The sequence below is a fragment of the Faecalibacillus intestinalis genome (assembly GCF_003024685.1).
GTDB lineage: Bacteria > Bacillota_I > Bacilli_A > Erysipelotrichales > Coprobacillaceae > Faecalibacillus > Faecalibacillus intestinalis.
This window is the reverse complement of record NZ_PYLQ01000001.1, coordinates 117,851-142,644: the sequence shown is the minus strand read 5'-3', so window position 1 is coordinate 142,644 and position 24,794 is coordinate 117,851. Positions and strand designations below refer to the sequence as shown.

Sequence of the window (24,794 nt, the reverse complement as noted above, 5' to 3'; positions counted from 1 at the left end):
ATTCTCCTTATTTTTTATAAACATCAATGAGTGTTGAAATAATATCTTTTAATAATAAAGTTGTCATTAAATGGTCTTGTGCATGAACCGTAATAAAGCCAACTTCTACGTGGTTACCACGTGCTTCTTGTTGTAATAATTCTGTTTGTGATTTATGTGCATCAACTAAACACGCATTGGCTTCTTCAATTAATTGATCACATTTATCAAAATTTCCTGTTTTTGCATTTTCAACTGCTAATAATAATTTAGATCTTGCATCTCCTGAATAAGCTACAATTTCAAAACCAATCATACTTGCTTCTTCTTTTGTCATTGTTCTTTCCCCTTTATAATTGAAATAATGGTTGCAGCTTCTACATCACTAATAGTAATACGACATATTTGTTCTATTGGTAAAAGAATTTCTTTCACTTTTTCAACAGTACTTCTATCTTTTGTTAGAATATCACTTGCTGCTTGAAAATGAACAGCTGGTGAAAGATGTTTTTTCAAACGATCAATTAAACATATAATATGAATTAACAATCCAATAAGTGTATCATAATCTATTTTTTGATTTAAAATGATTTCAAGTTTATTTGCAAAATGGATCAATGGTTGTTTTAAATCTTCTATTTGAATATCTTCAAATTGTTCTTGTAGATAATCAAATAAATTTTCTAAATCATCTTCATCAGTAAATAAATCATCTAAACTCTTGGCATTTAATTTATAAACATTTGAAAGTGGAATCATTGTATATTGTGATAAGTGTATTTCTTGTCTAGAAATAAGTCCTTTAATTTTATATTGACTAGCAATTTGATCAATACGATTATAAATAGATTCAATTTGACTTTCTTGAATCAAGAAAATTTCAATATCTTTCAAATCAAAATGTTCTAAAAGATAATTCTTTGCCTGTACTAATTCACTTTCTAGCGAAGAAATCAATACAAGCGCTTCTTTTTGACTATTGTTTCTTACATATTGAAGATCTTTAAAATGTTCTTGTAAATATTGATATGTTTCATTAAGCGATAATAATTCATGTGCTTTATTAACACTCGTCATCGCAATAAGTGTTAATGGTATTTCTAAAAATTCAATATCGATATTAAGCTCAATCTTTATTGATTCTGCCATTGTACGAATAGAACCCATATCATAAATAAGAATCATTCCTTTTCCTTGATGAATATGTAAAATATATTCTTTCAATTCTTCATAAGATTCATTAATTGTTTGATCTAATTTTAAATCATAGCCATATATTGATTTCTTTCCACTTAATTTTTTAACAACATCGACAATAGAGGTTGCCGTATGTTCTCCATGCATCGCAATAAGTGTGACAACTTCTTGATGATGTATTTCTTCTTGCCCACAAATAAGAAACAACATCACCATAATAACTTCATCATTAGGAAGGTGTATTCCAAAATCATCATTAATTTTTTTAATAAATTGCTGTGTTTGTTTATAATATTCTGGAAATTGTTGAATAAAGTCATTTTTTTCTTTAGGTGATAGTCTTTGTTTTTTAGAAGTCTGAATAATCGCTGTATCAATATGTAAGGCTAATCCATATAAAGTTTTTGTTTCAAAAAGTATATTATATTGATTAGACATTTGATTTAAAAAATCTTCTACATCCTGTATTAATTTTAATGATACTATTTTTTCTAATTGTTCTTTTGAATAAATATTTTCAGTAATACGATAAAAATATTCTTGAAAATCTTTTTTTAATTCTACAAGAATTAAAGAATCCGTTTCTTCTTGTGTTAATTGTTGTTTCTTTAATTCTTTTTTCTTTTCGTCTATCGTTGAATAAATATGTTCTTTTTGTAGAGCTGTACTTTTTAATACTTGATCACCTGTAAATGTATATTGACTATTTGATGAAACAAGTTCATCAATTTCATCTTTATAGTGTTTGTAATAAATCATCCCTTTTCTTACATGATTTGGAAAATCAGAGAGAAGTAATTCAATGTGTCTTTCATTTTTTTGAATACGTACATAGCTGTTAGCACAAGCATTATGAATATCATTTTTTAATTCTTTAATTTGTCCCGAACATTCATAAAGCATTAAAGAATGTAAAACAGTATTTGCGAGTTGAATAGAACATTGAATTTGTTTTGCTTCTTGGTTTAAAAACATCTCTATTAAATCAAATCTTTCTTTTAAACTTCTTGATTTTAAGGGTGGAATAGAAATCGTGTAATCCAATTCATTCATAAGCGTATAGGATGTTATTTTTTGAAGTGAATCAATATGACAAATGAAAATACATTTATACTTATCATTTGTTGCAAGATGTTGCATTGATTGTAAGAAATCAGATAATAAGTAATCATCTAATAAATGTGCATTTTTCAAAAAAAGTAATCCTGTATTTGCTTTTTGAATTAAACCTTGATTTTCTAAAAAGATGTCTTTTATTTTATTTTGATTTTCACTATAAGATTGACAATCAAAAATAATATAAGGTGCATTATTTTTTAATACTTTTGACTTTACAGCAAATTCATAAATACTCTTTACAAAACAATCAATACCACTTCCTCTTTCTGCAGTTAAGAGAATCTTAGGTAAAACAGAAGGATATAAAATGGCAGCTTTTGCTAGCATAATAGCTTCTTTTAAAGATTGATCATGACCAATTAAACTTTCAAAATCACGTTTTTCATTTTCATTAAAAACCAGTTGATATAAAACAGGTCTTCCATCAATCTTCTTTACTTTTCCTTCTTTTACTAATTGATTCAAAAGAGTTGAAATATTTGTTCGCTGCATATTCAATTTTTCGGATAGAAACAAAGTTGTTAGTTGGGGATATTCTTCCATTTGATATTGGTTTGAATATTCTTTAATAAATTCTAAAAGTATTTCTTTTTTTGTTTTCATGTTGTCCTCCGTTACAACCGTTCTAACCGCTTACAACTATAAAGTATTTTGTTAGGGCTTACAAATCCCTAATATTCTTTATTTTTATACACTATAGAACAGTTTTTCATATACTGTATAGATTCGTTTTATTGTTTTATACATTTATTATACACTATTGATGATAAAATCACAGTATTTCATACACTGTATAAATCATATAATATAATTTATACACTATTAAAATTAATAAAAAAACTGCTATTTTTATAATAACAGTTCCTTTATACGCTATTTTTTTTATTTTCAATCTACAAAAACTATCACTTATCTTATTTTTTAATCATTTCTTTATCGTTTTGAATCAATTCTCTTTGATTTTTATAAGAAGGAAGATACCGAAACACAATAAATTCTACAACTTCATCTGTTTGATTTTCAAAAGTATGTATATCTTTTTCAACCAAAAGTAAATTTCCCTGTTTTAGTTTTAAATATTGTTCCTTATTTGTTTTATCCAAATAACGATAAACAAGTTCTCCTTTTAAAACAAAAATGTTTTCTGAAATATGACGATGTCTATGCCACTCTTGTGAAGTATGAGGATTGATTTTATTATAATGAATTTCGGCATCATCTAATAAATAATAGTCCACTTCTGTGCCGTTTGTTTTATCTACATGAATCGCCTGATCTTTCCTAATTAATTTCATACAATTATTCTCTCGCAAATGAATTTACATATAAAGCCTTTAATTCTTCATCATCCATTTCATCAACTTCTAAATAAAAATGTTTGATCCCTACTGCATCATAATATCCAATCACACGATCTTTCATTTCTTCTTTGCTAACTTCTTTTTTTACACCATTAATTGTTACTTCCATAATCATTCTCTCCTTTTCTCTATTCTATCAAAAAAATGGACTCTTCGTCCATTTTTACAACAATTATTTCTGTTTCATAAATCGTTAAATCATCCATAACTTTCCTCCATAGCCCTACTCTAACAAAAAGAAAATATTAAAGATGTTTTTATCTTTAGTTAAACCACAAATAAACGTATTTAAATATGATTTGTATCTTGAATAATTTTTCCGTCTTCAATCGTAATAACGCGATCAGCAATAGAGGCAATTTCTTGATCATGAGTTACTAAAATAACTGTTTCATGATATTTTCTTTGGGCGATTTTTAATAAATCAACAACTTCTTTAGAACTTTTAGCATCGAGGTTTCCCGTAGGTTCATCCGCGAAAATAATCGCTGGTTTACTTGCAAGCGCTCTTGCAAGGGCAACTCTTTGTTGTTGTCCTCCTGAAAGTTCATAAATAAAAGAATTCTTCTTTTCTTCTAGACCTAATAGATTAATAATTTCATTTAAATAATCATCATCAATCTCGCCATCATCTAAATGAATTGGTAAAACTATATTCTCTAAAACATTTTGTGTGGAAATAAGATTGAAGAATTGAAAGACAAAACCCATTCTTCTTCGTCTAAAACGCGTTAAAGTATGATCATTCATTTCATAAAGAGACTTTCCTTCTAAATAAACTTCTCCTTTTGTTGGTTTTACTAAACCTGCCAAGATATGAAGAAGTGTACTTTTTCCACTTCCACTTCTTCCAACAATAACTATAAAAGAGCCTTCTTCTATTTGTAAATCAATATGATTAGTTGCATAAATTTTATTATCTTCATAACCATATGTTTTAACAATATCTTTTGCTTCTAAAATAACATTCATATTAGTCATCTTCCTTTCTTATTTCTTCATTTTGATGTGCTTTTAAAACAATTAATAAAGGAATATTATAAACACATAAATAAACTAGAAAAATAATCCCTACTAAAAGTATTAATTGCGCTATTGGGAAATAATGATCGATACTTCCTCTTAATAAAATCAACTCATAAAAACCACAAGGAATAAGTGTATATAAAAACATTTTTATTGATTTCCATACTTGTTTTATTTTAATTTCCCGATAACTTAAACCTATAACATGATACATAAAATAATCTTGATAATTATTTTCAATATGATTGTAATTTAAAAACATCATTAAAATAAAACCTACAGCTAATGCAAGTATTAAAAGATGTTTAGGAATATTTAATGTAGAAAACAAACTTACTGAAAGTTCATCACTTGTTACCATTTCATAAACTCTTGCTTTATAATGTTTTTTCATGAACTTTTCTACTTTTATAACATCTTTTATTGGATACCAATGATATCCTGAATAATATTCATCACTTGTATTGAATCGTTTTAAATCATCTTCAAACATATAAATCATTGAATCATTATAATATTCATTTTCATTGATTCCAACAATGGTATATTCTTCACCTGCAATTATCACTTTTTCATTGAGTTTTACTTCATCAAGAGCAATCTCATAATTGTCATCTCCTAAATAATTTCCTTGATCACCATGAGAAGATGTTGAATTTTCTACTTGATATTTTTTCCCTTTAAAAGTTACTTGATTCGCTTCAACTTTAAGATTTGGATACCGTTCTTTTGAAAGAATAACATGATTAAAATGATTACCTACGACAATTTCATGACTTTTTTGAGGAAATCTTCCTTTTAAATCATCTTTATTACTTTGATAATAATAAAGTTGGTAAAGTTTATAAACAGATTGAGGAATTTCTCGATAAGTCATAGTTATTCCTTCATCAATATAATGATGATTAATAATAATGTCATTTTGAGAAAATTCTTTTAAAAATAAATTTGCTTCTTTTTGAGTTGCCATCATAAGTTCTACCTGACTTTGTTCATTTTGATCTTTTGTTTGAATGGGATGTCCTTGATAGAAATAAACAAGTCCATATAAAGAAAGTATTAAAACAAATACATAAAAACAGATATTCATTCTTTTATTTGCCCATAACTCTCTCGCACTTAAGGAAGCAAGTGTTTGTTTTTTTAATTTTTTATATCTTACTTGAATATAATTAAACTTTTTGCTATCAAAAGTACCTGCCAAAGCATTCTTAGAGCTTGAATAAATGGGAATGAGAACCGTTATAAAAATACAACTCATCAATACCAATACTAAAAATAATATTTCTTTAAATGAAATTTGATAAATAAATGTATGATAGGTTTTACTTTGAAGATAGAGATAACCTAAAGATACACATACACCTATTAACAATCCTATTAAAATAGAAAGAAAAGAAATCAGCATGTTTTCTTGCATGACCATCATCATTAATTGATTCGTTGTCATTCCTATTCCTCGATAAAGAGCCATTTCTTTCATTCTCTTCTTTAGGGAAGTAGAAGTTAAAGCGAATAAAACAAAAAGTGTAATTATAATAAATTCAAACATTTGTTGGAGCTGATTGGTTGCTTTTTCTACTTGATTATGAATTTCATTTTGATCATAACCATAAGGATTATAATCATAATGAATTTCTATTTCTTGATAGTTATTTCCATCATTAAATTGAATATAATGATTATCTGATAAAACAGACATATTCGAATAATAATCTTTTGTTTGATACGTCTCTAAGTTTGTATAAATATCAGGTAAGTTTTTATTGGCGGTTTGTAAAATACCAACAATCGTATAATTTTTTCCTTCTATTTCTATTTGATCATAAAGTTTATACTTTTTAGAAACTTTTTGATTGATTAAAATTTCTTGATCATTTTGTATTTTTCTTCCTTTAATAATTTTTACTCGACACAATGAATAAATATTCTTTTCAATATGACCTACTTGGTAATTATCATATTTTCCTTGAAAATCTACATAACCATATTTAATAATATCTTTAAAATAGTCTTTGCTGTAGATTTCAATTCCTTTTTGAGTTTGTTCATCAATATTTTCTATTCGTGTATACCAAGAACCATAGGTTGAAATATGATAATTCTTTTTCATCTGATACAGATTATCAACAATAAAAGAACTTGAAAAAATAAAAGTAGAAACAATTAAAAGAACGATTAAAACAATAAGATAATGCTTTTTATACTTTTGAATATTTCTTTTTGCGAGCATATTGATCGTATGTGACATATTCTTTCCTCCTCTAACTTTATCTTATAGTTCAATCGTGAAAACTAAGTGAAATTAGATTTTTTTCTTCATTTTCATTTGAGGAAGTACAATTTCAAAGCAAGCACCTTGTTGATTATAAGCTTTAATAAAACCGTGATGAGCCTCTATTATTTCTTTAGCTATATAAAGCCCTAATCCTGTCCCTTTTGAATTTTCCCCACGATAAAATCTTTGAAATAAAAAAGGAAGATCTTTTTCCTTAAAACCATTTCCTTGATCTTGAATCATCATTTTTAAAGTTGTTTCATTTTTATAAGCAAAAATAGAAAGGGATGTAGAATTTTTTTCTAAACAATTCTTAATAATATTTTCTAATGCTTCTATAAACCATTTTTCATCACATAATACTTTTATATTTTTATTTAAATGAATTTGCGGATTTAGGTAGTCTAGATCTTCTTCTATTTCATCAATAAGCATTTGTAAATCATATTCTTTAAAACAATATTGGATATTATGAGAATCTAATAAGGCGATGGTTTGTAAGTCATTGACTAAAAGTTGTATTCGTTGTATTTGATGTTCTATTGCATAGAGTTTTTTATTTTGATTTTCTTCAAGTAAAAGTTCTGTTTGTATACGGATAGAAGTAATTGGTGTTTTTAATTGATGAGAGATATCTTCGATATAATCCTTTAGTTTTAGCTGTTCTTTTTTGATAGCTTTTAAGGATTGATGATATCTTTTATTAAGTAAAAATAATTTATTAGATAATAAACTTTCTTTGGATTCACCATCAATGATAGAAAAATCTTTTTGTTCAATAATGGCATCACAACACTGTATTAAATAATTCATTTGTTTCTTTTTATTTTTTTGTTCCAAAAAATAAAAAAGAATACTTGTAAAAATAAAGACATTAAAAATATTACTTACCAAAAAAGAATAGATTTCTACAACAATCATTAATACAAATGAAATAATCAGACAAACATGATTATTCTTTTCTTTTTTTATATTTTCCATCGATACCCTACACCCCTTAATGTTTCAATATATTTTCGATTTTGATATTCTCCTAATGTTTGTCTTAATCTTTTTAAATGAGCTGTTAACGTATTATCTTCCACTACATGCCCCGTTATATCTTCAATCAACATTAATAAATAATCTCTGGTAAGCACCCTTCCATGACCTTCTACCAAAGCCACTAATAAAGCAAAAGTAATCGTACTCAATTCTAATTCCTTATTATCTTTAAAAACTTTATGTTTTAACGTATCAATAATTAAATCATCTATATAGTAAACCCCTTGTTGCTTTGTTACTTTTCTAAGGTTACATTCAATTCTGGCACAAAGTTCTTTAATACCAAAAGGCTTACATACATAATCATCGCCACCTTCGTTTAATCCCCTTACAATAGTTTCTTCATCACTTAAACAACTTAAAAAAATAATAGGCACCTCATACTTTTCTTTAATTTCTTTACATAAAGAAATTCCATTACCATCAGGTAATTGAATATCTAAAAGAATGAGATCAATATATTCATTTAATTTCTCTAAAGTTTCTTTTTTAGAATAAGAAACTTCCACAATATAATCCTTATGCTCCAACATTTCCTTTAAAGAATCTGCGATACTTTCATCATCTTCTACAATTAATATTTTTTTCATAATTATCACCATCTCTATCATACCATGCTTAAATGAAAAAAAGATGAAAGCAGTCACTTTCATCTTAAAATTATTTTTCTAAAACAAATAATTGTTTCTCTTTAATACAAATAAGTAAATGTATTAAAAAACAAATACAAACCATTTTCATAGCAGGTGAACTTACTAACATAGGAATAATAAAAAAGCCATATAATACAAGATCCATAAAAACGATTCCAAATAATAAACCTGTATTTTTCTTTAAATCAATACTTTCATGATGCCCTACTTTATAAATAAGCAACAAAATATAAAGAATTCCTACAATAAAAATCATACAATAAGCGATTTGATAGATATTTTCAAAGATTTCTATTTTATGTGTTACTATCGAATTATTAAAATACATGGCACTCATTGTATAAATTAATTCAAAAATATAAATAAGATAAATCAAATACATGTCTAACTTCTTTTTCATAAGACTTCACCCTTCCTTTATTTAAGTATATAAAATAGATGTGTAAATCTTGTGAAAAGAAAAGAACCAAAATGGTTCTAAAGACGTTTTTTCAACATTGTAATATTTTCTCTTGCCCAAACTTCTTTAAAGCCTATATCAAGAAAAAGATTTTTAGCTGGATTATTTGTTTCAATATCATCACATAAAAAGCGTAGACCACTTTCTTTAGCTTGTTTACATAAAAGTTCTAAAGCAACTTTTCCTTTTCCTAAATGTCTATAAGGATATTCAATGATAATATTTAAAACATATTCTCGATATTCTTCTTCAAAATAATAAGATACTTCACCAATATATTTTTTTATTTCATCATCATAAACATAAGCATAATAATGTTTAGTATCATTCATCCATAATTGATACCAAGACTTCCATATTTTTTCATTAAAATCAACAGTTCCCCCATTGATTTTATTAAAAGCCATTGTCTTTTTATCTTTTAATAATTTTTTTCTATATTTTAAATCTGTTATTTGTGGTTGTACTAATTTAATCATATTCTTCTCCATAAACAAAAAAATCCTTTATTAAGGACTTTATCTTCACTAATGGGGCGGACGATGAGAATCGAACTCACGAATGCCGGAGCCACAATCCGGTGCGTTAACCACTTCGCCACGTCCGCCAAGTATCTATATCAAACAGTTAAAATATGGGGCGGACGATGAGAATCGAACTCACGAATGCCGGAGCCACAATCCGGTGCGTTAACCACTTCGCCACGTCCGCCGTATCAACTGCATGTATTAATTTACACTATTTCGTATACTTTGTAAAGCTTTTTTATAAAAATATCTACATTATTTTCAATAATTATTATACAATAAAAAAAACAAATAAATGAAAAGGATAAGTATATGAACGAATTAGAAAATTACTATGGAAAATTTTGTGAAGATAAACGTCTTTTAAGGAAGCATGGTCAAGTAGAATATCGTACCTCTATGAAATATATTCATGATTATTTAAAACCAGGTGATCATATTTTAGATATTGGTGCTGGTACTGGTAGATATTCTGTTGCTTTAAATCAAGAAGGTTATGAAGTCGATGCTATTGAACTTGTTAAATATAATTTAGGCATGTTAAAAGCTAAAAAAAGTACTGTTAAAGCTTATCAAGGTACTGCTTTAGATTTATCTAGATACAAGGATGAAACTTTTGATATAACTTTATTATTTGGACCTATGTACCATTTGTTTAGTTATGAAGATAAATTAAAAGCATTATCTGAAGCAAAACGTGTTACTAAAACAGGTGGGACTATTTTAGTTGCCTATGTCATGAATGATTATAGTGTTTTAGTGCATGGCTTTAGAGATGGACACATTAAAGAAGCTCTAAAAAACGGAAAAATTGATCAAAACTTTCAAACACAAACAAATATTGATGATTTATATAGTTATGTAAGAATTGATTTAATTGATCAATTAAATCAAGATTTGAACTTAGAAAGAATAAAAATTATCGCGGCTGATGGTCCAGCAGACTATATGCGTCCTATTTTAAATAAAATGGATGATGAAACTTTTGAACTTTTTATGCAATATCATTTATCTACTTGCGAAAGACAAGATATGATAGGTGCAAGCTCACATACATTAGATATATTAAGGAAGGTGTAATTATGGCAATTATTCAATTAAATTATTTATCAAAAGCATTACTTAGAACAGTTGATGTCACTGTTATCTTACCAACCGATACACTTGACATGGAAAATATGACATATACTAAAAGAAAAGAGTATAAAACACTATATTTACTCCATGGCATCTTTGGTGATCAAAATGATTGGCTTTATGGTACTCGTATTCAAAGATTCGCAAATGAAAGAGGATTATGTGTTGTTATGCCTAGTGGTGAAAATATGTTCTACGTTGATCAAGCAAACACCCATAACCACTATAGTCAATTCATAGGTGGAGAACTTGTAGAAATGACAAGAGCCATGTTCTCTCTTTCTAATAAAAAAGAAGATACTTTTATTGCTGGACTTTCGATGGGTGGCTATGGAGCAATTGTTAATGGATTAAAGTATTATCAAACATTTGGCTATATCGCAGGACTTTCAAGTGCATTAATGTTAGAAGACTGGCTTGATTGTAAACCACCTATCATACAAGGTGTTGATGCTAAAAAATATTATGAAAGTTTATTTGGTGATATAACAAAACTTAAAGGTAGTGATAAGGATTACTATACATTAATTAAACAAATTCCACACGATCAATTACCTCACATGTATATGTGTATTGGAACTGATGATTTTTTACTTGAAACAAATAGAAAATATCGTGATTATTTACTTCAGGAAAATGTTGATTTAACTTATGAAGAAGGACCTGGAAATCATGAATGGGATTTTTGGGATCGTTATATTTTAAAAATTTTAGACTGGCTTCCTTTAAATAAAAAAGATGAAAGTTTAAATAGTGGTCACGTAAGCAAATAAGAGCAGGATAACCTGCTCTTATTTTAAATCAATGTTTGATTAAGTCCCCAATGATCAAATTCATGGAAAATAACATAAATATTATCAGCTTCGATTTTCGTTGTTTCATGAATCATTTGAATCATTGCTTCTGTAAGCCTTTTTTTATCCTCAAACTCTGCACTTTTATAAAGATTAATTTCAATCATCATACAAGTTAATTCTTCCCCTTTAAAGTACATAATTTGATCATCTTCCATATGAATCATTAATGATTTTTCAAATTTTCCAGGAATTAATGAAATAAGTTCACCTGTCTTAGATTTTATAATATTTTCTTGTCGTAATGTTAATTTATGATTTGTTTTCAATGATATATATGGCATAATAATTCCTCCTTTCTATTATTTTATCATTAAAAAAATAAATTGAAACTGTTTACAAAATATTTTTTGTAATGATATAATAGACATGCAAAGGTTTTATATAATTTTCTAAAATATCTCAAATATGAAGGAAGTTGTATTTCACTTTATGTACACAATCTCATATTTGCGATTTTATACATAGAGTATTTCCATTTGTAATTTTTATAGGAGGTACCAGACATGGCTGTCGGAAAAGTAAAATGGTTTAATGCCGAAAAAGGATTCGGATTCATCACTAGTGAAGAAGGAAAAGATATTTTCGTTCACTTCTCTGCAATTCAAGCTGATGGATACAAAACATTAGAAGAAGGTCAAACTGTTGACTATGATGTAGTAGAAACTGATCGTGGTCCACAAGCTCAAAACGTTGTTGTAAAATAACAAAAAAGAAAGCTGATACGAATAATCGTTCAGCTTTTTTATTTTATCGATAAACAACAACTGGTAAATTAACATAAATTTGTGAATATAAGCTTCCAGCAAATCCTGTTGGTAAGTTAATACATCCATGTGAACCGCTATTAATATAAATATTTCCACCAAATGTACTTCTCCATGAAGCATCATGTAATCCAATACCTTTATTAAATGGCATCCAATATGAAACTGGTGATTCGTATTCATATTTCCCATTTGGTTGTTTTGTTCCTCTTAAAACTCTATTTCTTTCCTTATTATAAATATAATATGTACCATTTGGTGTAAGTCTTGAAGGATCACTTTCTTTACCACTTACAAAATCACTTTCTAAAGCAACCGCTCCATCTTTAACAAGCCATAAATGTTGTTTTGTAATATTGATTTCTAAATATGTCGTTCCTAGTCCACCATTTTCTCCTGATGGAAGTTGTCCTGTATGTTCAGGTGTTCTATTATTTTCACTTTTATTTTCATTGATCATTTTTAATAATGCACTTACTTCACTATCAGTAGAAACTCTAAATCCATAAGTTCCTCCACTGACTGTGTGACTTTGTCCATCTTTTCCAGTAAACGTTCTTGTTGCGCCAATGGAATTATATTGACTTGCAAGTTCTTTAACAAAGGCAGTTAATTTTTCTTTAAAAACACTTTCATCTTTTGTATAACTTCCATCATCTTGTTTACTTAACCAAGTAATAAGTGTACTTCCATCTAAAGCAATTTCTTTTCCTTTAGGTGTTGTATATGTAATTGTTGATAAACAATATTCATTTGCTGCCTTTAATTGGTTATTCAAATCTTGATCATCTTTGTAAACTTGAGGTTTAACATAACCATTAGCTTTTGTAACATCTAATTGTTGTTTTCCTTCACTTAAAGCTACCTTGATATTTTTAACTAATTCTTCAGTATTAAATTTTGATCCTAACGTTTCTTCAATAATTGAAAAACTTCCATCTTTATATTGAATATAGGCATCTGTTGGTGCAATTTGATTTTCTTCTTTAGCATGTTCCATTGATGCTATACCATTTGTTAAGTTTTCATCACTGATTTGTATTAAATCAGTTAAAGTATTTTTTTCATTTTTAAAGAATCCTATAAACCAAGCCCATTTATTTTGATTTTTCATTAATTGATTCAATGAATTATCTTTATTATAAGATACACCTAATTGAGCTGATTGTAATACTTCACTTTGTCCATCATTAAAAATCAATTTTAATGATTGTCCATTTACTTTCTTAGATAATTGATCATTTGCTTTTTGTAATGTCATTCCTCCAACATCACTCCCATTGACCATTGTTCCATTTAAAAACTTATCATTGTAATATAGCATTCCTGCTAAATAAACAACAAGAAGAACCAAAACAACAATTCCGCAAATTAAAACAGGCTTTTTATGATTCGAATACCAATTATTCTTCTTTTTTTTCATAAATATTCTCCCTCTCTTACATTTCCGCACCTATTTTATCACAAAATATTTATAGGTAAAGAAAAAGTATGGTATTTATCATAAAAAATGATAATCCATACTTTTATAAGATATTTTCTATATATTTTTCTAACTCTTGTATATTTTGATGATAAACAAAGCCTTTCATACCAACTTTTATAGCTGCGTCTATATTTTCTTTTAAATCATCAACAAAAAGGCATTCATTAGCTTTTAGATGATAACGACTTAAAAAATCTTGATAAATATCTAAATTTGGTTTTATTTTTTGATATTTTGCAGATGTATAAAGCTCTTTAAAATGTTGAAAAATAGATTTTGATTGATAATATTGATAAAATTGCATTGAGCAATTAGACAACAAATAAAATTGATATCCTTTACCCTTATATCTTTTAATAAATTCTTCCATTTCATCAAACTGATCAAAATAATCAAACCAATGTTCAAAAGCATACACAATTAAATCTCTTTTTTCATCAGGAATTTGTTCAATTAATTGTTTTTTGGCATCTTGTAAAGAAAGAACCCCTTGATCAAGTTGTGCCCATTGTTTTGTTTGGAATAAATGTTTAATAATATAATCTTTTTCTTCTAAAGAAGATGCAAGCTGACTTGCAATATAGGAAACATCCCATTTACAACAGACATTTCCCATATCTAAAACAATATTTTTTATCATATGTAAAAAATAGGCAAACTGCCTATTATAATAAAGGATTAAGTTTTTCTAAGATAACATCTTTTCCAACAAAACCACTAATTTGATCAACGGCTTGACCATCTTTAAAAAGAATTAAATGCGGAATAGATTGAATTCCATATCTTCCTGCTAATGAAGGATCTTGATCAACATCTACTTTTGCAAATGTAACTGTTGGTAACTCTTGAGCAACTTCTTCTAAAACAGGAGCTAACATTTTGCATGGTCCACACCAATTAGCAAAGAAATCAATCACAACAACACCTTTAGAAACAACTTCATCAAATTGTACATTTGTAATAATTTCCATAATTTCACCTCCATTATATTATGCCAAAACTCTTTTTTTTTACAAGTGATATGCTTATATTATTTGAATTTTATCGCTATAACTGTTATTATGTGCTTGTGATTATACTAGAAATGGAGTGGTATTATGAAAAAGGTCGCAGTTGTGACTGATAGTAATGCAGGTATTCGTCAAAAAGAAGCAAAAGAACTTGGTATTTTTGTTTTGCCAATGCCTTTTACTATTGATGATCAAACATACTATGAAGATATAAATTTAACTCATGAAGAATTCTTTGAAAAACAATTAAATGGTGCAGAAATCTTTACTTCTCAACCTGTTGTAGGAAACGTTAAAGAATTATGGGATCAAATTTTAAAAGATTATGATGAAATCGTTCATATTCCAATGTCTAGTGGATTAAGTGGTTCGTGCCAAACAGCTATGATGCTAGCACAAGAATACGATAATCGTGTTTTTGTCGTAGACAGTCAACGTATTTCTGTTACTCAAAAATACGATGTCATTGATGCTAAAAGATTAGCTGATCAAGGAAAATCAGGACAAGAAATTTGTGATATTTTAACTGAAAATAAATTAAATGCTTCTATTTATATTACTGTTAATACACTTGATTATTTAAAAAAAGGTGGTCGTATTACCCCTGCTGCTGCTTTATTGGGTGGGATGTTAAAAATTAAACCTATTTTACAAATACAAGGTGAAAAATTAGATTCTTTCGCTAAAACTAGAACAATGGCTAGAGGAACTAAAATCATGAAAGAAGCAATCGCTAAAGATATTAAAGAACGCTTTGATGATGACTATCATAACGTGCATATTTGTGTCGCTTACACTTATGATGAAGCACCCGCTTTAGAATTAAAAAAAGAACTTGAAGAACTTTATCCAGGTGAAAATATTATTTGCGATCCTTTATCATTAAGTGTTTCTTGTCATATTGGACCTCATTCTCTAGCAATTGCTATATGTAAAAAAATTTAAGATTCTCGTTTGAGAATCTTTTTTATTTTTGGGTATAATAATTTGACTTTTTTCATTTTGATAGTCTATAATACATTTTAAGTTTATGCTATAATAAAACAAAAAAATATAAGGAGGTCATTTATGCAAGAAAAGCCAATCCATAATAAATATAATGGCAATAAAAATACAAAAAATAAAAATTTTAATCATCATAGATCAACACATAAAAACTATAAAAATACAAAACATAATAAAACAATCGATACTAAAGTTTATGCTTTAGGTGGTTTAAATGAAATTGGAAAAAATATGTATTGTGTTGAACACGATAATGAAATTATCATTATTGATGCTGGGGTAAAATTTGCTGAAGAAGGTTTACCTGGTATTGATTATGTCATTCCAGATTATAGTTATTTAAAACGTAATGAAAACAAAATTAGAGGATTATTGATTACTCATGGTCATGAAGATCATATTGGAGGAATTCCTTTTTTACTACAAGTTGTAAAAATACCATTCATTTATGCTTCTCCCCTTGCTTGTGCGATGATTACAAGAAAGTTAGAGGAAAAGCGTTTAACAAATGCAACGCACTTGATTCGTATCGATGATGAATATCAAATAAAAACTAAATATTTTAATATTGGTTTTTTTAAAACCAATCATTCTATTCCTGAAAGTTTAGGAATTATTATTAATTCTCCTAACGGACGAATTGTTTCAACAGGTGACTTTAAGTTTGATTTAACACCTGTAGGAGATCCTGCTGATTTCCAAAAAATGTCGTTTTTAGGTGAAACTGGTGTTACTTTATTATTAAGCGATTCTACCAATGCTGAAGTTCCTACTTTTTCTAAAAGTGAAAAGCAAGTAGCATATGCTGTTCAAGAAGAATTTAGAAAAACTGAAGGACGTTTAATTGTAGCAACCTTTGCTTCCAATGTTCACCGTGTCCAACAAATCGTAGAAGCAGCAGTTAAATTTAATCGTAAAATTCTTGTTTTTGGTCGTTCAATGGAAAATAACATCCAAGTATCAAGACAAATGGGTTATATTAAAGCACCTGATTCTTTCTTTATCAGTAATAATGAAGCAAAAAAATTACCTGATAATGAAATCTTAATTCTATGTACAGGAAGTCAAGGAGAAGCTTTGGCTGCGTTAAGTCGTATTGCTAATGGAACACATAAATTCGTTAAAATCAAACCTGGAGATACTGTTGTCTTTTCATCAAGTCCAATTCCAGGAAATGCATCAAGTATCAATGTTGTTGTTAACCGCTTATTTAGAGCAGGTGCCAAAGTTTTAGTCAATACAGCATTCAATAACTTGCATACTTCGGGACATGCTAGTCAAGAAGAACAAAAATTAATGTTATTACTTACAAAACCGAAATATTTCTTCCCAGTGCATGGAGAATATCGTATGTTGAAAATTCATGCGGAACTTTCTCAAGAAGTAGGTGTTCCAAAAGAAAATTCTTTTGTTTTAAGTAATGGAGATACTATTTTATTAAATAAAGGGATTGCTCGTTTAGGACCAAGAATTCATGTAGATGATATTTATGTTGATGGTAATGATCTTTCAGGTTTATCTACAGCTGTTTTAAGGGATCGTCAAATTTTATCTGAAGATGGAATGGTTTCTGTTTTAATTTCTATGGATTCTCATGAAGGAAAATTATTAACTAAACCGGTTATTATTTCCCGTGGTTTTGTTTATATGAAAGATAGTTTCCCTATGATTCGTGAAGCAGAAAATTTAGTAGGTCAAGCTTTAAGTCAATTACTTGCAGGAAAAACAACTTTTGGTGAAATCAAAAATACAACAAGAGATGTTCTTTCTCAATATTTTTATCGTAAAACAAAAAGAAATCCAATGATAATTCCTGTTATAATGAATAAAAAATAATGAATAAAATTAAAAAAATAATTTTAATTATTCTTTCTTGTTTTTTAGTTATTTGCCTTTATCAATGGTATATTCAAAGTCAAAACACATATCATTTTAAAGAAACCGCATTTACTCAAAAAGCATTACCAAAAGAATTTAATGGTTTTACGATTGGTTATTTTTCTGATTTAAATCTTTCTTCTAAAGAAGATTTAAATCACTTAAAAGAAGCTGTTAAAGATTTAAATAAAAAAGATGTTGATTTAATTTTATTTGGTGGAGATATTTATAGTAATGATTCATTTGAAACTGATCAAGTAAGTCAAATATTAAAAAATATACACTCTCGTTATGGTAAATTTGCTGTTTTAGGAGAAAAAGATCAAGGTGATTCTACTAATAATACAAATTTATTAACTGAAGCTGGATTTGAAGTTTTGCATAATGAATTACGTTATATTTATTATAAAGGTTCTATTATTGATTTATTAGGATTAGAAAATTCCGGTGATTGTTCAGGTTTAATCAGCGAAGACAATAAGGATCATTATAAAATTGCTTTAGTTCATCAACCTGATTATTTTACACAAATTAAAGAAAGTTCTGTCCAACTTCAATTATCTGGTCATACTTTAGGTGGATACTATAAGATTCCTTTTATTGGCGGATTAGAAACAAAAGAAATGGGTAAAAAATATGTAAGTGGTAAACATACTAATAATGGAACTACCCTTCTCATTTCTAATGGTTTTCATAAAGAATCAAATGATCAACATCGTTTTATGACATATGATGAAATCAATATTATAAAGCTAAAAAAATAGAACTCATATTTGAGTTCTATTTTTTAATCATTGTTCCAACACCTTTTTTAGTAAAGATTTCAATAAGTAAACTATGTTCTAATCTTCCATCTAAAATATGAACACGTTTAACATCATTTTGTACTGCCTCTAAACAATTCTTCAATTTTGGAATCATTCCTCCAGTAATAACACCATTTTCAAATAATTCTTTAGCAGATGCTGTATCAATCTTTGAAATCAATGTATTTGGATTATTTGGATCTTGTAAAACACCTTCAATATCTGTTAAGAAAACAAGTTTACTTGCTTTAACAGCACGAGCAATCGCTGTAGCTACATCATCTGCATTAATATTATAAGCATGATATTTTTCATCTAATCCAATAGTTGAAATAATTGGTGTATATCCTTGTTCTAATAAAGCATTAATAAGTGTTGTATCTACTTTAGTAATTTTACCAACGTAACCAATATCTTCACCTTGAGGCATTACTTTTTCTACCGTAATCATATTTCCATCTTTACCAGATAAACCAACAGCATGTGTCCCAATTTGTTCAAGATGTGTCACTAATCCTTTATTAACCTTTCCAGATAAAACCATCTCAGCTATTTCTAAGGTATCACAATCTGTAACTCTTAAACCATTTTTAAATTCACTTTTAATTTGTACACGATCTAACATTCTATTAATGTCTTTACCACCACCATGTACAATAATTGGTTTTAACCCTACAGATTTCAAAACAGCAATATCTTTTAAAACGCTTTTTTTGATGATTTCATTTGTCATGGCACTTCCACCATATTTGATGACAACAATATCACCTTCATATTTTTGCATATACCCTAAAGCTTCAACTAATATTTCCGCTTTATTAATTTCTTTTGTAAACTCTTGTTGCATTATATTTCCCCCTACGAACGATAATCAGCATTGATTTTGACATAATCATAAGTCAAATCACAACCCCAGGCAGTTGCTTTTTCATTTCCCATTTTCATATCAATATTTGTCTTAACATAATCACTTGATAAAATTTGTGTTGCTTTTTCTTCACTATAATCAGTAGCCATCCCATTTTCTACAAGTTTTAAATTACCAAACTCACTTTCAATATACAAATCAACTTGATAAGGATCAAATTCTTCTCCAGAATATCCCATTGCACATAAAAGTCTTCCCCAGTTTGCATCATTTCCAAAGATTGCTGTTTTAACAAGTGGTGATGTACAAACACTTTTAGCAACTACTTTTGCTTGTTTAACATCTTTTGCACCATTTACATTTATTTCTAATAATTTAGTAGCCCCTTCTCCATCACTTGCAATACATTTAGCTAAGTATTCATTAACATAATATAAAGCTTCTTTAAATGTTTGATAATCTTCATCTTCTTTTACAATTTCATCATTACCAGCTAAACCATTAGCGAGTAATAAAACAGTATCATTTGTTGAAGTATCTCTATCTACAGAAATCATATTAAAAGTATCTGGAATAACCGATTTTAATGCTTTATTTAATAATTCTTTAGAAATATTTAAATCAGTTGTAATAAATCCAAGCATTGTTGCCATATTTGGATGAATCATCCCTGAACCTTTACAACATGCTCCAATAGTTACCGTTTTTCCTTTTACTTCAATTTCAACAGCTAAATGTTTTGGTTTTGTATCTGTTGTCATAATTGAAGTAGCTACATCAATTCCTGCTTGATGATCATCTTTTAATTGTTTTAAAGCTTCATCAATTCCTTTTTCAATTGGATCAGTAGATAATTGTTTACCAATGACTCCTGTTGAACAAATCAAAACTTTTTCTTTTTCTACATTTAAAGCATTTCCTACAATATTTGCGAATTTTTCATTTGCTTGATTTCCAAGTTTTCCAGTACAAGCATTGGCAATCCCACTGTTAATCGCAATAGCCTTTACTGTATCACTGTTTTCTACAACTTGTTTATCCCATAAAACAGGAGCCGCTTTTACCATATTTGTTGTAAAAGTTCCTACTGCTTTTGCTTCAACATCAGAAACAATTAAAGCAAAATCTTTATTTCTCTTTTTAATACCAATATGTAATCCAGCCCCTTGATATCCTTTTGGATTTGTTACTGTACCATTTTCTATTACTTTCATACTCTTTTCCCCTTATAACATAGCAGGTGCTAACATAAGCCCTGTTTTTTCATCTAAACCAAACATAATATTCATATTTTGAATAGCTTGACCAGCAGCTCCTTTAACAAGATTATCCATAGCCCCCATCATAATCACTCTATGTGTACGAGGATCCACTTTATAAGCAACATCAACAAAGTTTGAACATTTTACATTTCTTACTTCTGGAACATTTCCTTCTTTTAAGACACGTACGAAATATTCATCTTTATAAATATCATACGCTTTTTTAACATCTTCCTCACTTACTCCTTCTTTTAATGAAGCGTAAGCTGTAATTAAAATTCCTCTATTCATTGGAATAAGATGAGGTGTGAAGTTAAGTAATACTTTTGATGAAGAAACATACCCTAATTGTTCTTCAATTTCTGGTGTATGACGATGACTTGCTACACCATAAGCTTTAATACTTTCATTCACTTCACAATAAAGATTTTGAACTTTTGCTCCTCTACCAGCACCACTTGTTCCACTCTTTGCATCAATAATCAACGTATCCATATCAATAAGTCCTGCCTTAGCAAGTGGATAAATTGATAAAATTGAACATGTTGGATAACATCCAGGATTAGCAATCAGTCTTGCATTTTTAACATCTTCTCTATTGATTTCACATAATCCATAAACAGCTTCTTTAATAAATTCAGGTGAAGCATGTTTAATTCCATACCATGATTCATATGTTTCTACATCTTTAATACGATAATCTGCAGATAGATCAATTACTTTCACTTTCTTTAAAACTTCTTCACTTACCATCTTAGCGCAAACCCCTTGAGGTGTAGCAAAGAATACAACATCAACATTATCTAAATATTTTTCAATATCTTCATCTACACACTTTTGATCTAATAAAGTGAAATACCCCTTATAAACATCACTATATTCTTGATCACTATATGTTCTTGATGAAACCCATTCAATATGAACATTTGGATGTGTTAATAAAAATCTAACAAGTTCACATCCTCCATAACCAGTTGAACCAACAATTCCAACATTAATCATTCTACTTTTCCCCCTATAAAAAATAAAAAGCCGTCTCTAAATAGAGACGACTGATCGCGTTACCACTCTAATTGTTGTAAGTTGACCTTACAACCTCTTTCATCTTTAAGGCAGATCTACCAAAAGATATACTTAATTTCCATCTTTTCTCTCGTAAATGCGCTTCATCTTTACTTCCATTCCTATCTTCCATCAACATAGGATCGCTCTTATTTCCATAAAGACTACTCTTTTAGTCCTCGAGTTTAAAATCATTATATGACAAATTTCCATTTTGTCAATAATGATTTATTAAGAAAAAAATTTTTTATATATAATAAAGATACGTTTACCTTTTTTAACATCCAACATTTCGACAAGGATATTGCATATTTAAAAAAAGTAGTTTATGATAATAATAATTTATAATATAAAAACAAGGGGGAAACTATAAATGAAAGAAAAAGTTGTTTTAGCTTATTCTGGCGGATTAGATACAACTGCAATCATTCCATGGCTAAAAGAAAACTATGATTATGAAGTTATTTGTTGCTGTATTGATGTTGGTCAAAAAGAAGAATTAGATGGCCTAGAAGAACGTGCAAAAGCTTGTGGAGCAAGTAAACTTTATATTGAAAATGTGGTTGATGAATACGTAGAAAATTACATTATGCCTACTGTTCAAGCAGATGCTGTATTTGAATACAAATACTTATTAGGGACTGCAACTGCTCGTCCATTAATCGCGAAAGTATTAGTTGATGTTGCTCGTAAAGAAGGTGCTGTTGCTATTTGTCATGGTGCTACTGGTAAAGGGAACGACCAAATTCGTTTTGAATTAGGAATTAAAGCTTTAGCTCCAGATTTAAAGATTATCGCTGCTTGGCGTGATCCTAAATGGACAATGGATTCTCGTGAATCTGAAATTGAATACTGTAGAGCTCATGGTATTAATTTACCTTTCTCTGCTGATAATAGCTATTCTCGTGATAGAAATATTTGGCATATTTCTCATGAAGGATTAGAATTAGAAGATCCATCATGTGCTCCAAATTATGATCACTTATTAGTATTATCAAATTCTCCAGAAAAAGCTCCAGAAGAAGATGTTCACTTATCAATTGATTGGGAAAAAGGTGTTCCTGTAGCTTTAAATGGTGAAAAATTATCACAAAGAGAAATCTTAGAAAAATTAAATGAAATCGGTGGTCAACATGGTATTGGTATTATTGACATCGTAGAAAACCGTGTTGTTGGTATGAAATCAAGAGGTGTTTATGAAACACCAGGTGGTACTATCTTAATGGAAGCACATCAACAATTAGAAGAACTTATCTTAGATAGAGAAACACTTAAATATAAACGTCTTGTTTCTGTTGAATTTGCTGAACTTGTTTATGCTGCTAAATGGTTCTCACCACTTAGAGAAGCACTAACTGCTTTTGTTGATAAAACTCAAGAATATGTAACAGGTACAACAAACTTTAGATTATATAAAGGTAATATTATTAAAGAAGGTACAACTTCTCCTTACTCATTATATGATGAAGATATCGCTTCATTTAAAACTGGTGATTTATACGATCATCATGATGCTGAAGGATTCATTACTTTATATGGTCTTTCAACTAAAGTACGTGCAATGAAATTAAATAACAAAAAATAAAAAGAGCCCACTGCTCTTTTTATTTAAAGGAGGAAATTTATGAATTTATGGGGTGGAAGATTCACTAAACCTACAAACCAACTTGTTTATGATTTTAATGCTTCTATTAAATTTGATAAGACTTTTGCCAGTCAAGATATCAAAGGAAGCATTGGTCATGTAAAAATGCTAACAAAACAAGAAATCTTAACACAAGAAGAAGGTCAACTCATTGAAAAAACTTTAAAAGAAATTTTAAATGAAGTTGAAAATGGAACATTAGAAATTGATGAAAGCTTTGAAGACATTCATAGCTTTGTAGAATCTACATTAATTGATCGTATTGGTGATACTGGTAAAAAATTACATACTGGTAGAAGTAGAAATGACCAAGTTGCTTTAGACATGAGACTTTATACAAAAGATCAAATAGAAATGTTGAATACTTTACTTGTTGATTTATTAAAAACCATTCATAAAATCATGAAAGAACACGTAGATACTATCATGCCTGGTTTTACCCATCTACAAAAAGCACAACCAATTACTTTAGCTCATCATATGGGAGCTTATTTTGAAATGTTTAAGCGTGATCAATCACGTTTACATGATATTTACGAAAGAATGGATTATTGTCCATTAGGTTCTGGGGCTCTTGCTGGAACAACTTATCCCTTAGATAGAGAATACAGTGCTGAAATTTTAGGTTTTAAAGGACCTTGTTTAAATAGTATTGATGGTGTTTCAGATCGTGATTATTTAATTGAACTTTTAAGTGCAATGTCTACTATGATGATGCATATGTCTCGTTTATCTGAAGAAATGATTATTTGGAATACCAACGAATATCAATTCATTGATCTAGATGATACTTTCTCTACTGGTTCTTCTATTATGCCACAAAAGAAAAACCCTGATATTTGCGAGTTAATTAGAGGAAAAACAGGACGTGTTTATGGTGCTTTAATGGGATTTTTAACAACAATGAAAGGTTTACCTCTTGCTTATAATAAAGATATGCAAGAAGATAAAGAAATGTATTTTGATGCTTTAAATACTACTAAAGGTTGTCTTCAATTATTAAGTGATATGTTAAAAACAACAACATTTAATAAAGAAAAAATGAAAAAATCAGCAACTGGTGGTTTTACAAACGCTACTGATGCTGCTGATTACCTTGTCAATAAAGGTGTTCCTTTTAGAGATGCACATGGTATTATTGGACAACTTGTCTTATATGCAATTAGTCAAAATAAAGATCTTGATGAACTTTCTCTAGAAGAATTTAAAAATATTTCTGATGTTTTTGAAGAAGATGTTTATCAAGCTATTGATGTTAATACGTGCGTTAACAAAAGAAATACTATAGGTGCATGTGGACAAGATATGATGAAAAAAGTTATTGCTTTAAATGAAGAATACTTAAAACAATTTTAAAAAGGGCGTTTGCC

25 protein-coding genes, 2 tRNA genes and 1 other annotated feature are annotated in these 24,794 nt (G+C 28.4%); of the genes, 8 read left to right on the top strand and 19 right to left on the bottom strand.

Features of this window, described 5'->3' with window-relative positions:
• Positions 1–7: 7 nt before the first annotated feature.
• From C7U54_RS00730 to C7U54_RS00680, 12 genes are all read right to left on the bottom strand, one after another.
• The gene (locus tag C7U54_RS00730; protein ID WP_048923341.1) at positions 8–316 is read right to left on the bottom strand and encodes a PTS lactose/cellobiose transporter subunit IIA; all 309 of its coding nucleotides are present in this window, start codon (positions 314–316) and stop codon (positions 8–10) included.
• On the bottom strand, positions 313–2,898 hold the full coding sequence (locus C7U54_RS00725) for a PRD domain-containing protein (protein WP_107028938.1): 2,586 nt from the start codon (positions 2,896–2,898) through the stop codon (positions 313–315). Before C7U54_RS00725 ends, C7U54_RS00730 begins: the two co-directional genes overlap by 4 nt.
• A 311-nt stretch (positions 2,899–3,209) precedes the next feature.
• Complete coding sequence (locus C7U54_RS00720; protein WP_107028937.1) at positions 3,210–3,590, bottom strand: cupin domain-containing protein; 381 nt, start codon at positions 3,588–3,590, stop codon at positions 3,210–3,212.
• 4 nt (positions 3,591–3,594) lie between these two features.
• Positions 3,595–3,765 carry a hypothetical protein gene (locus tag C7U54_RS14510; RefSeq protein WP_022002849.1) on the bottom strand — a complete coding sequence of 57 codons (171 nt, stop codon included), beginning with the start codon at positions 3,763–3,765 and terminating at the stop codon, positions 3,595–3,597.
• 179 nt (positions 3,766–3,944) lie between these two features.
• A complete protein-coding gene (locus tag C7U54_RS00715) occupies positions 3,945–4,628 on the bottom strand; it encodes an ABC transporter ATP-binding protein (protein WP_107028936.1) in 684 nt (227 codons plus the stop codon).
• 1 nt (position 4,629) lies between these two features.
• Positions 4,630–6,933 carry an ABC transporter permease gene (locus tag C7U54_RS00710; protein ID WP_107028935.1) on the bottom strand — a complete coding sequence of 768 codons (2,304 nt, stop codon included), beginning with the start codon at positions 6,931–6,933 and terminating at the stop codon, positions 4,630–4,632.
• Positions 6,934–6,987: 54 nt separating this feature from the next.
• A complete protein-coding gene (locus C7U54_RS00705; protein ID WP_107028934.1) occupies positions 6,988–7,941 on the bottom strand; it encodes a sensor histidine kinase in 954 nt (317 codons plus the stop codon).
• Positions 7,929–8,594: a response regulator transcription factor gene (locus C7U54_RS00700; protein ID WP_048923347.1), complete on the bottom strand. Its 666-nt coding sequence runs from the start codon at positions 8,592–8,594 to the stop codon at positions 7,929–7,931. Before C7U54_RS00700 ends, C7U54_RS00705 begins: the two co-directional genes overlap by 13 nt.
• 70 nt (positions 8,595–8,664) lie before the next feature.
• A complete protein-coding gene (locus tag C7U54_RS00695) occupies positions 8,665–9,057 on the bottom strand; it encodes a hypothetical protein (RefSeq protein ID WP_048923348.1) in 393 nt (130 codons plus the stop codon).
• 77 nt (positions 9,058–9,134) lie between these two features.
• The gene (locus C7U54_RS00690; RefSeq protein WP_158548268.1) at positions 9,135–9,596 is read right to left on the bottom strand and encodes a GNAT family N-acetyltransferase; all 462 of its coding nucleotides are present in this window, start codon (positions 9,594–9,596) and stop codon (positions 9,135–9,137) included.
• 52 nt (positions 9,597–9,648) lie between these two features.
• A tRNA-His gene (locus C7U54_RS00685) sits at positions 9,649–9,724 on the bottom strand.
• 28 nt (positions 9,725–9,752) lie between these two features.
• A tRNA-His gene (locus tag C7U54_RS00680) sits at positions 9,753–9,828 on the bottom strand.
• 128 nt (positions 9,829–9,956) lie between these two features.
• Between C7U54_RS00680 and C7U54_RS00675 the strand changes: the two genes are divergently transcribed.
• Together C7U54_RS00675 and C7U54_RS00670 are read left to right on the top strand one after the other, a co-directional pair.
• Positions 9,957–10,724: a class I SAM-dependent methyltransferase gene (locus tag C7U54_RS00675; protein WP_107028932.1), complete on the top strand. Its 768-nt coding sequence runs from the start codon at positions 9,957–9,959 to the stop codon at positions 10,722–10,724.
• Positions 10,725–10,726: 2 nt separating this feature from the next.
• The gene (locus tag C7U54_RS00670) at positions 10,727–11,554 is read left to right on the top strand and encodes an alpha/beta hydrolase (protein WP_107028931.1); all 828 of its coding nucleotides are present in this window, start codon (positions 10,727–10,729) and stop codon (positions 11,552–11,554) included.
• Positions 11,555–11,577: 23 nt separating this feature from the next.
• Here the strand turns inward: C7U54_RS00670 and C7U54_RS00665 are convergent, their stop codons facing one another.
• Positions 11,578–11,919 (bottom strand): phenylpyruvate tautomerase MIF-related protein, encoded by a 342-nt coding sequence (locus C7U54_RS00665; protein WP_107028930.1) that lies wholly within the window; start codon positions 11,917–11,919, stop codon positions 11,578–11,580.
• 222 nt (positions 11,920–12,141) lie between these two features.
• Between C7U54_RS00665 and C7U54_RS00660 the strand changes: the two genes are divergently transcribed.
• Entirely contained in the window at positions 12,142–12,342 is a 201-nt protein-coding gene (locus tag C7U54_RS00660; protein WP_022002859.1) for a cold-shock protein, read from the top strand.
• A 43-nt stretch (positions 12,343–12,385) separates the two neighbouring features.
• Here C7U54_RS00660 and C7U54_RS00655 read toward each other — a convergent pair whose 3' ends face one another.
• The 3 genes from C7U54_RS00655 to trxA form a co-directional block, all read right to left on the bottom strand.
• Positions 12,386–13,825: a L,D-transpeptidase family protein gene (locus C7U54_RS00655; protein ID WP_107028929.1), complete on the bottom strand. Its 1,440-nt coding sequence runs from the start codon at positions 13,823–13,825 to the stop codon at positions 12,386–12,388.
• Positions 13,826–13,928: 103 nt separating this feature from the next.
• Complete coding sequence (locus tag C7U54_RS00650; protein WP_022002861.1) at positions 13,929–14,528, bottom strand: HAD family hydrolase; 600 nt, start codon at positions 14,526–14,528, stop codon at positions 13,929–13,931.
• Positions 14,529–14,553: 25 nt separating this feature from the next.
• Positions 14,554–14,859 (bottom strand): thioredoxin, encoded by a 306-nt coding sequence (gene trxA / locus C7U54_RS00645; protein ID WP_107028928.1) that lies wholly within the window; start codon positions 14,857–14,859, stop codon positions 14,554–14,556.
• Positions 14,860–14,985: 126 nt separating this feature from the next.
• On the opposite strand from trxA, the gene C7U54_RS00640 reads away from it, so the two are divergent.
• The 3 genes from C7U54_RS00640 (at position 14,986) to C7U54_RS00630 (ending at position 18,545) form a co-directional block, all read left to right on the top strand.
• Positions 14,986–15,843 (top strand): DegV family protein, encoded by an 858-nt coding sequence (locus C7U54_RS00640; RefSeq protein ID WP_032090472.1) that lies wholly within the window; start codon positions 14,986–14,988, stop codon positions 15,841–15,843.
• A gap of 123 nt (positions 15,844–15,966) precedes the next feature.
• A complete protein-coding gene (rnjA, locus tag C7U54_RS00635; protein ID WP_107028927.1) occupies positions 15,967–17,739 on the top strand; it encodes a ribonuclease J1 in 1,773 nt (590 codons plus the stop codon).
• Entirely contained in the window at positions 17,739–18,545 is an 807-nt protein-coding gene (locus C7U54_RS00630) for a metallophosphoesterase (protein WP_107028926.1), read from the top strand. The genes rnjA and C7U54_RS00630 overlap by 1 nt, the downstream gene beginning before the upstream one ends.
• A 16-nt stretch (positions 18,546–18,561) precedes the next feature.
• Here the strand turns inward: C7U54_RS00630 and argB are convergent, their stop codons facing one another.
• From argB to argC, 3 genes are read right to left on the bottom strand one after another with little or no spacing between them, the layout of a single operon-like run.
• Entirely contained in the window at positions 18,562–19,434 is an 873-nt protein-coding gene (gene argB / locus C7U54_RS00625) for an acetylglutamate kinase (protein WP_107028925.1), read from the bottom strand.
• Between the two features lie 11 nt (positions 19,435–19,445).
• Positions 19,446–20,669 carry a bifunctional ornithine acetyltransferase/N-acetylglutamate synthase gene (gene argJ / locus C7U54_RS00620; protein WP_107028924.1) on the bottom strand — a complete coding sequence of 408 codons (1,224 nt, stop codon included), beginning with the start codon at positions 20,667–20,669 and terminating at the stop codon, positions 19,446–19,448.
• A 12-nt stretch (positions 20,670–20,681) separates the two neighbouring features.
• On the bottom strand, positions 20,682–21,719 hold the full coding sequence (gene argC / locus C7U54_RS00615) for an N-acetyl-gamma-glutamyl-phosphate reductase (protein ID WP_107028923.1): 1,038 nt from the start codon (positions 21,717–21,719) through the stop codon (positions 20,682–20,684).
• A 39-nt stretch (positions 21,720–21,758) separates the two neighbouring features.
• Positions 21,759–21,968 (bottom strand) — a binding site (T-box leader).
• 184 nt (positions 21,969–22,152) lie between these two features.
• On the opposite strand from argC, the gene C7U54_RS00610 reads away from it, so the two are divergent.
• Complete coding sequence (locus tag C7U54_RS00610; RefSeq protein WP_022002869.1) at positions 22,153–23,364, top strand: argininosuccinate synthase; 1,212 nt, start codon at positions 22,153–22,155, stop codon at positions 23,362–23,364.
• A gap of 39 nt (positions 23,365–23,403) precedes the next feature.
• Positions 23,404–24,780, top strand: a complete 1,377-nt coding sequence (gene argH / locus C7U54_RS00605; protein ID WP_107028922.1) for an argininosuccinate lyase — start codon at positions 23,404–23,406, stop codon at positions 24,778–24,780.
• Positions 24,781–24,794: the final 14 nt, after the last annotated feature.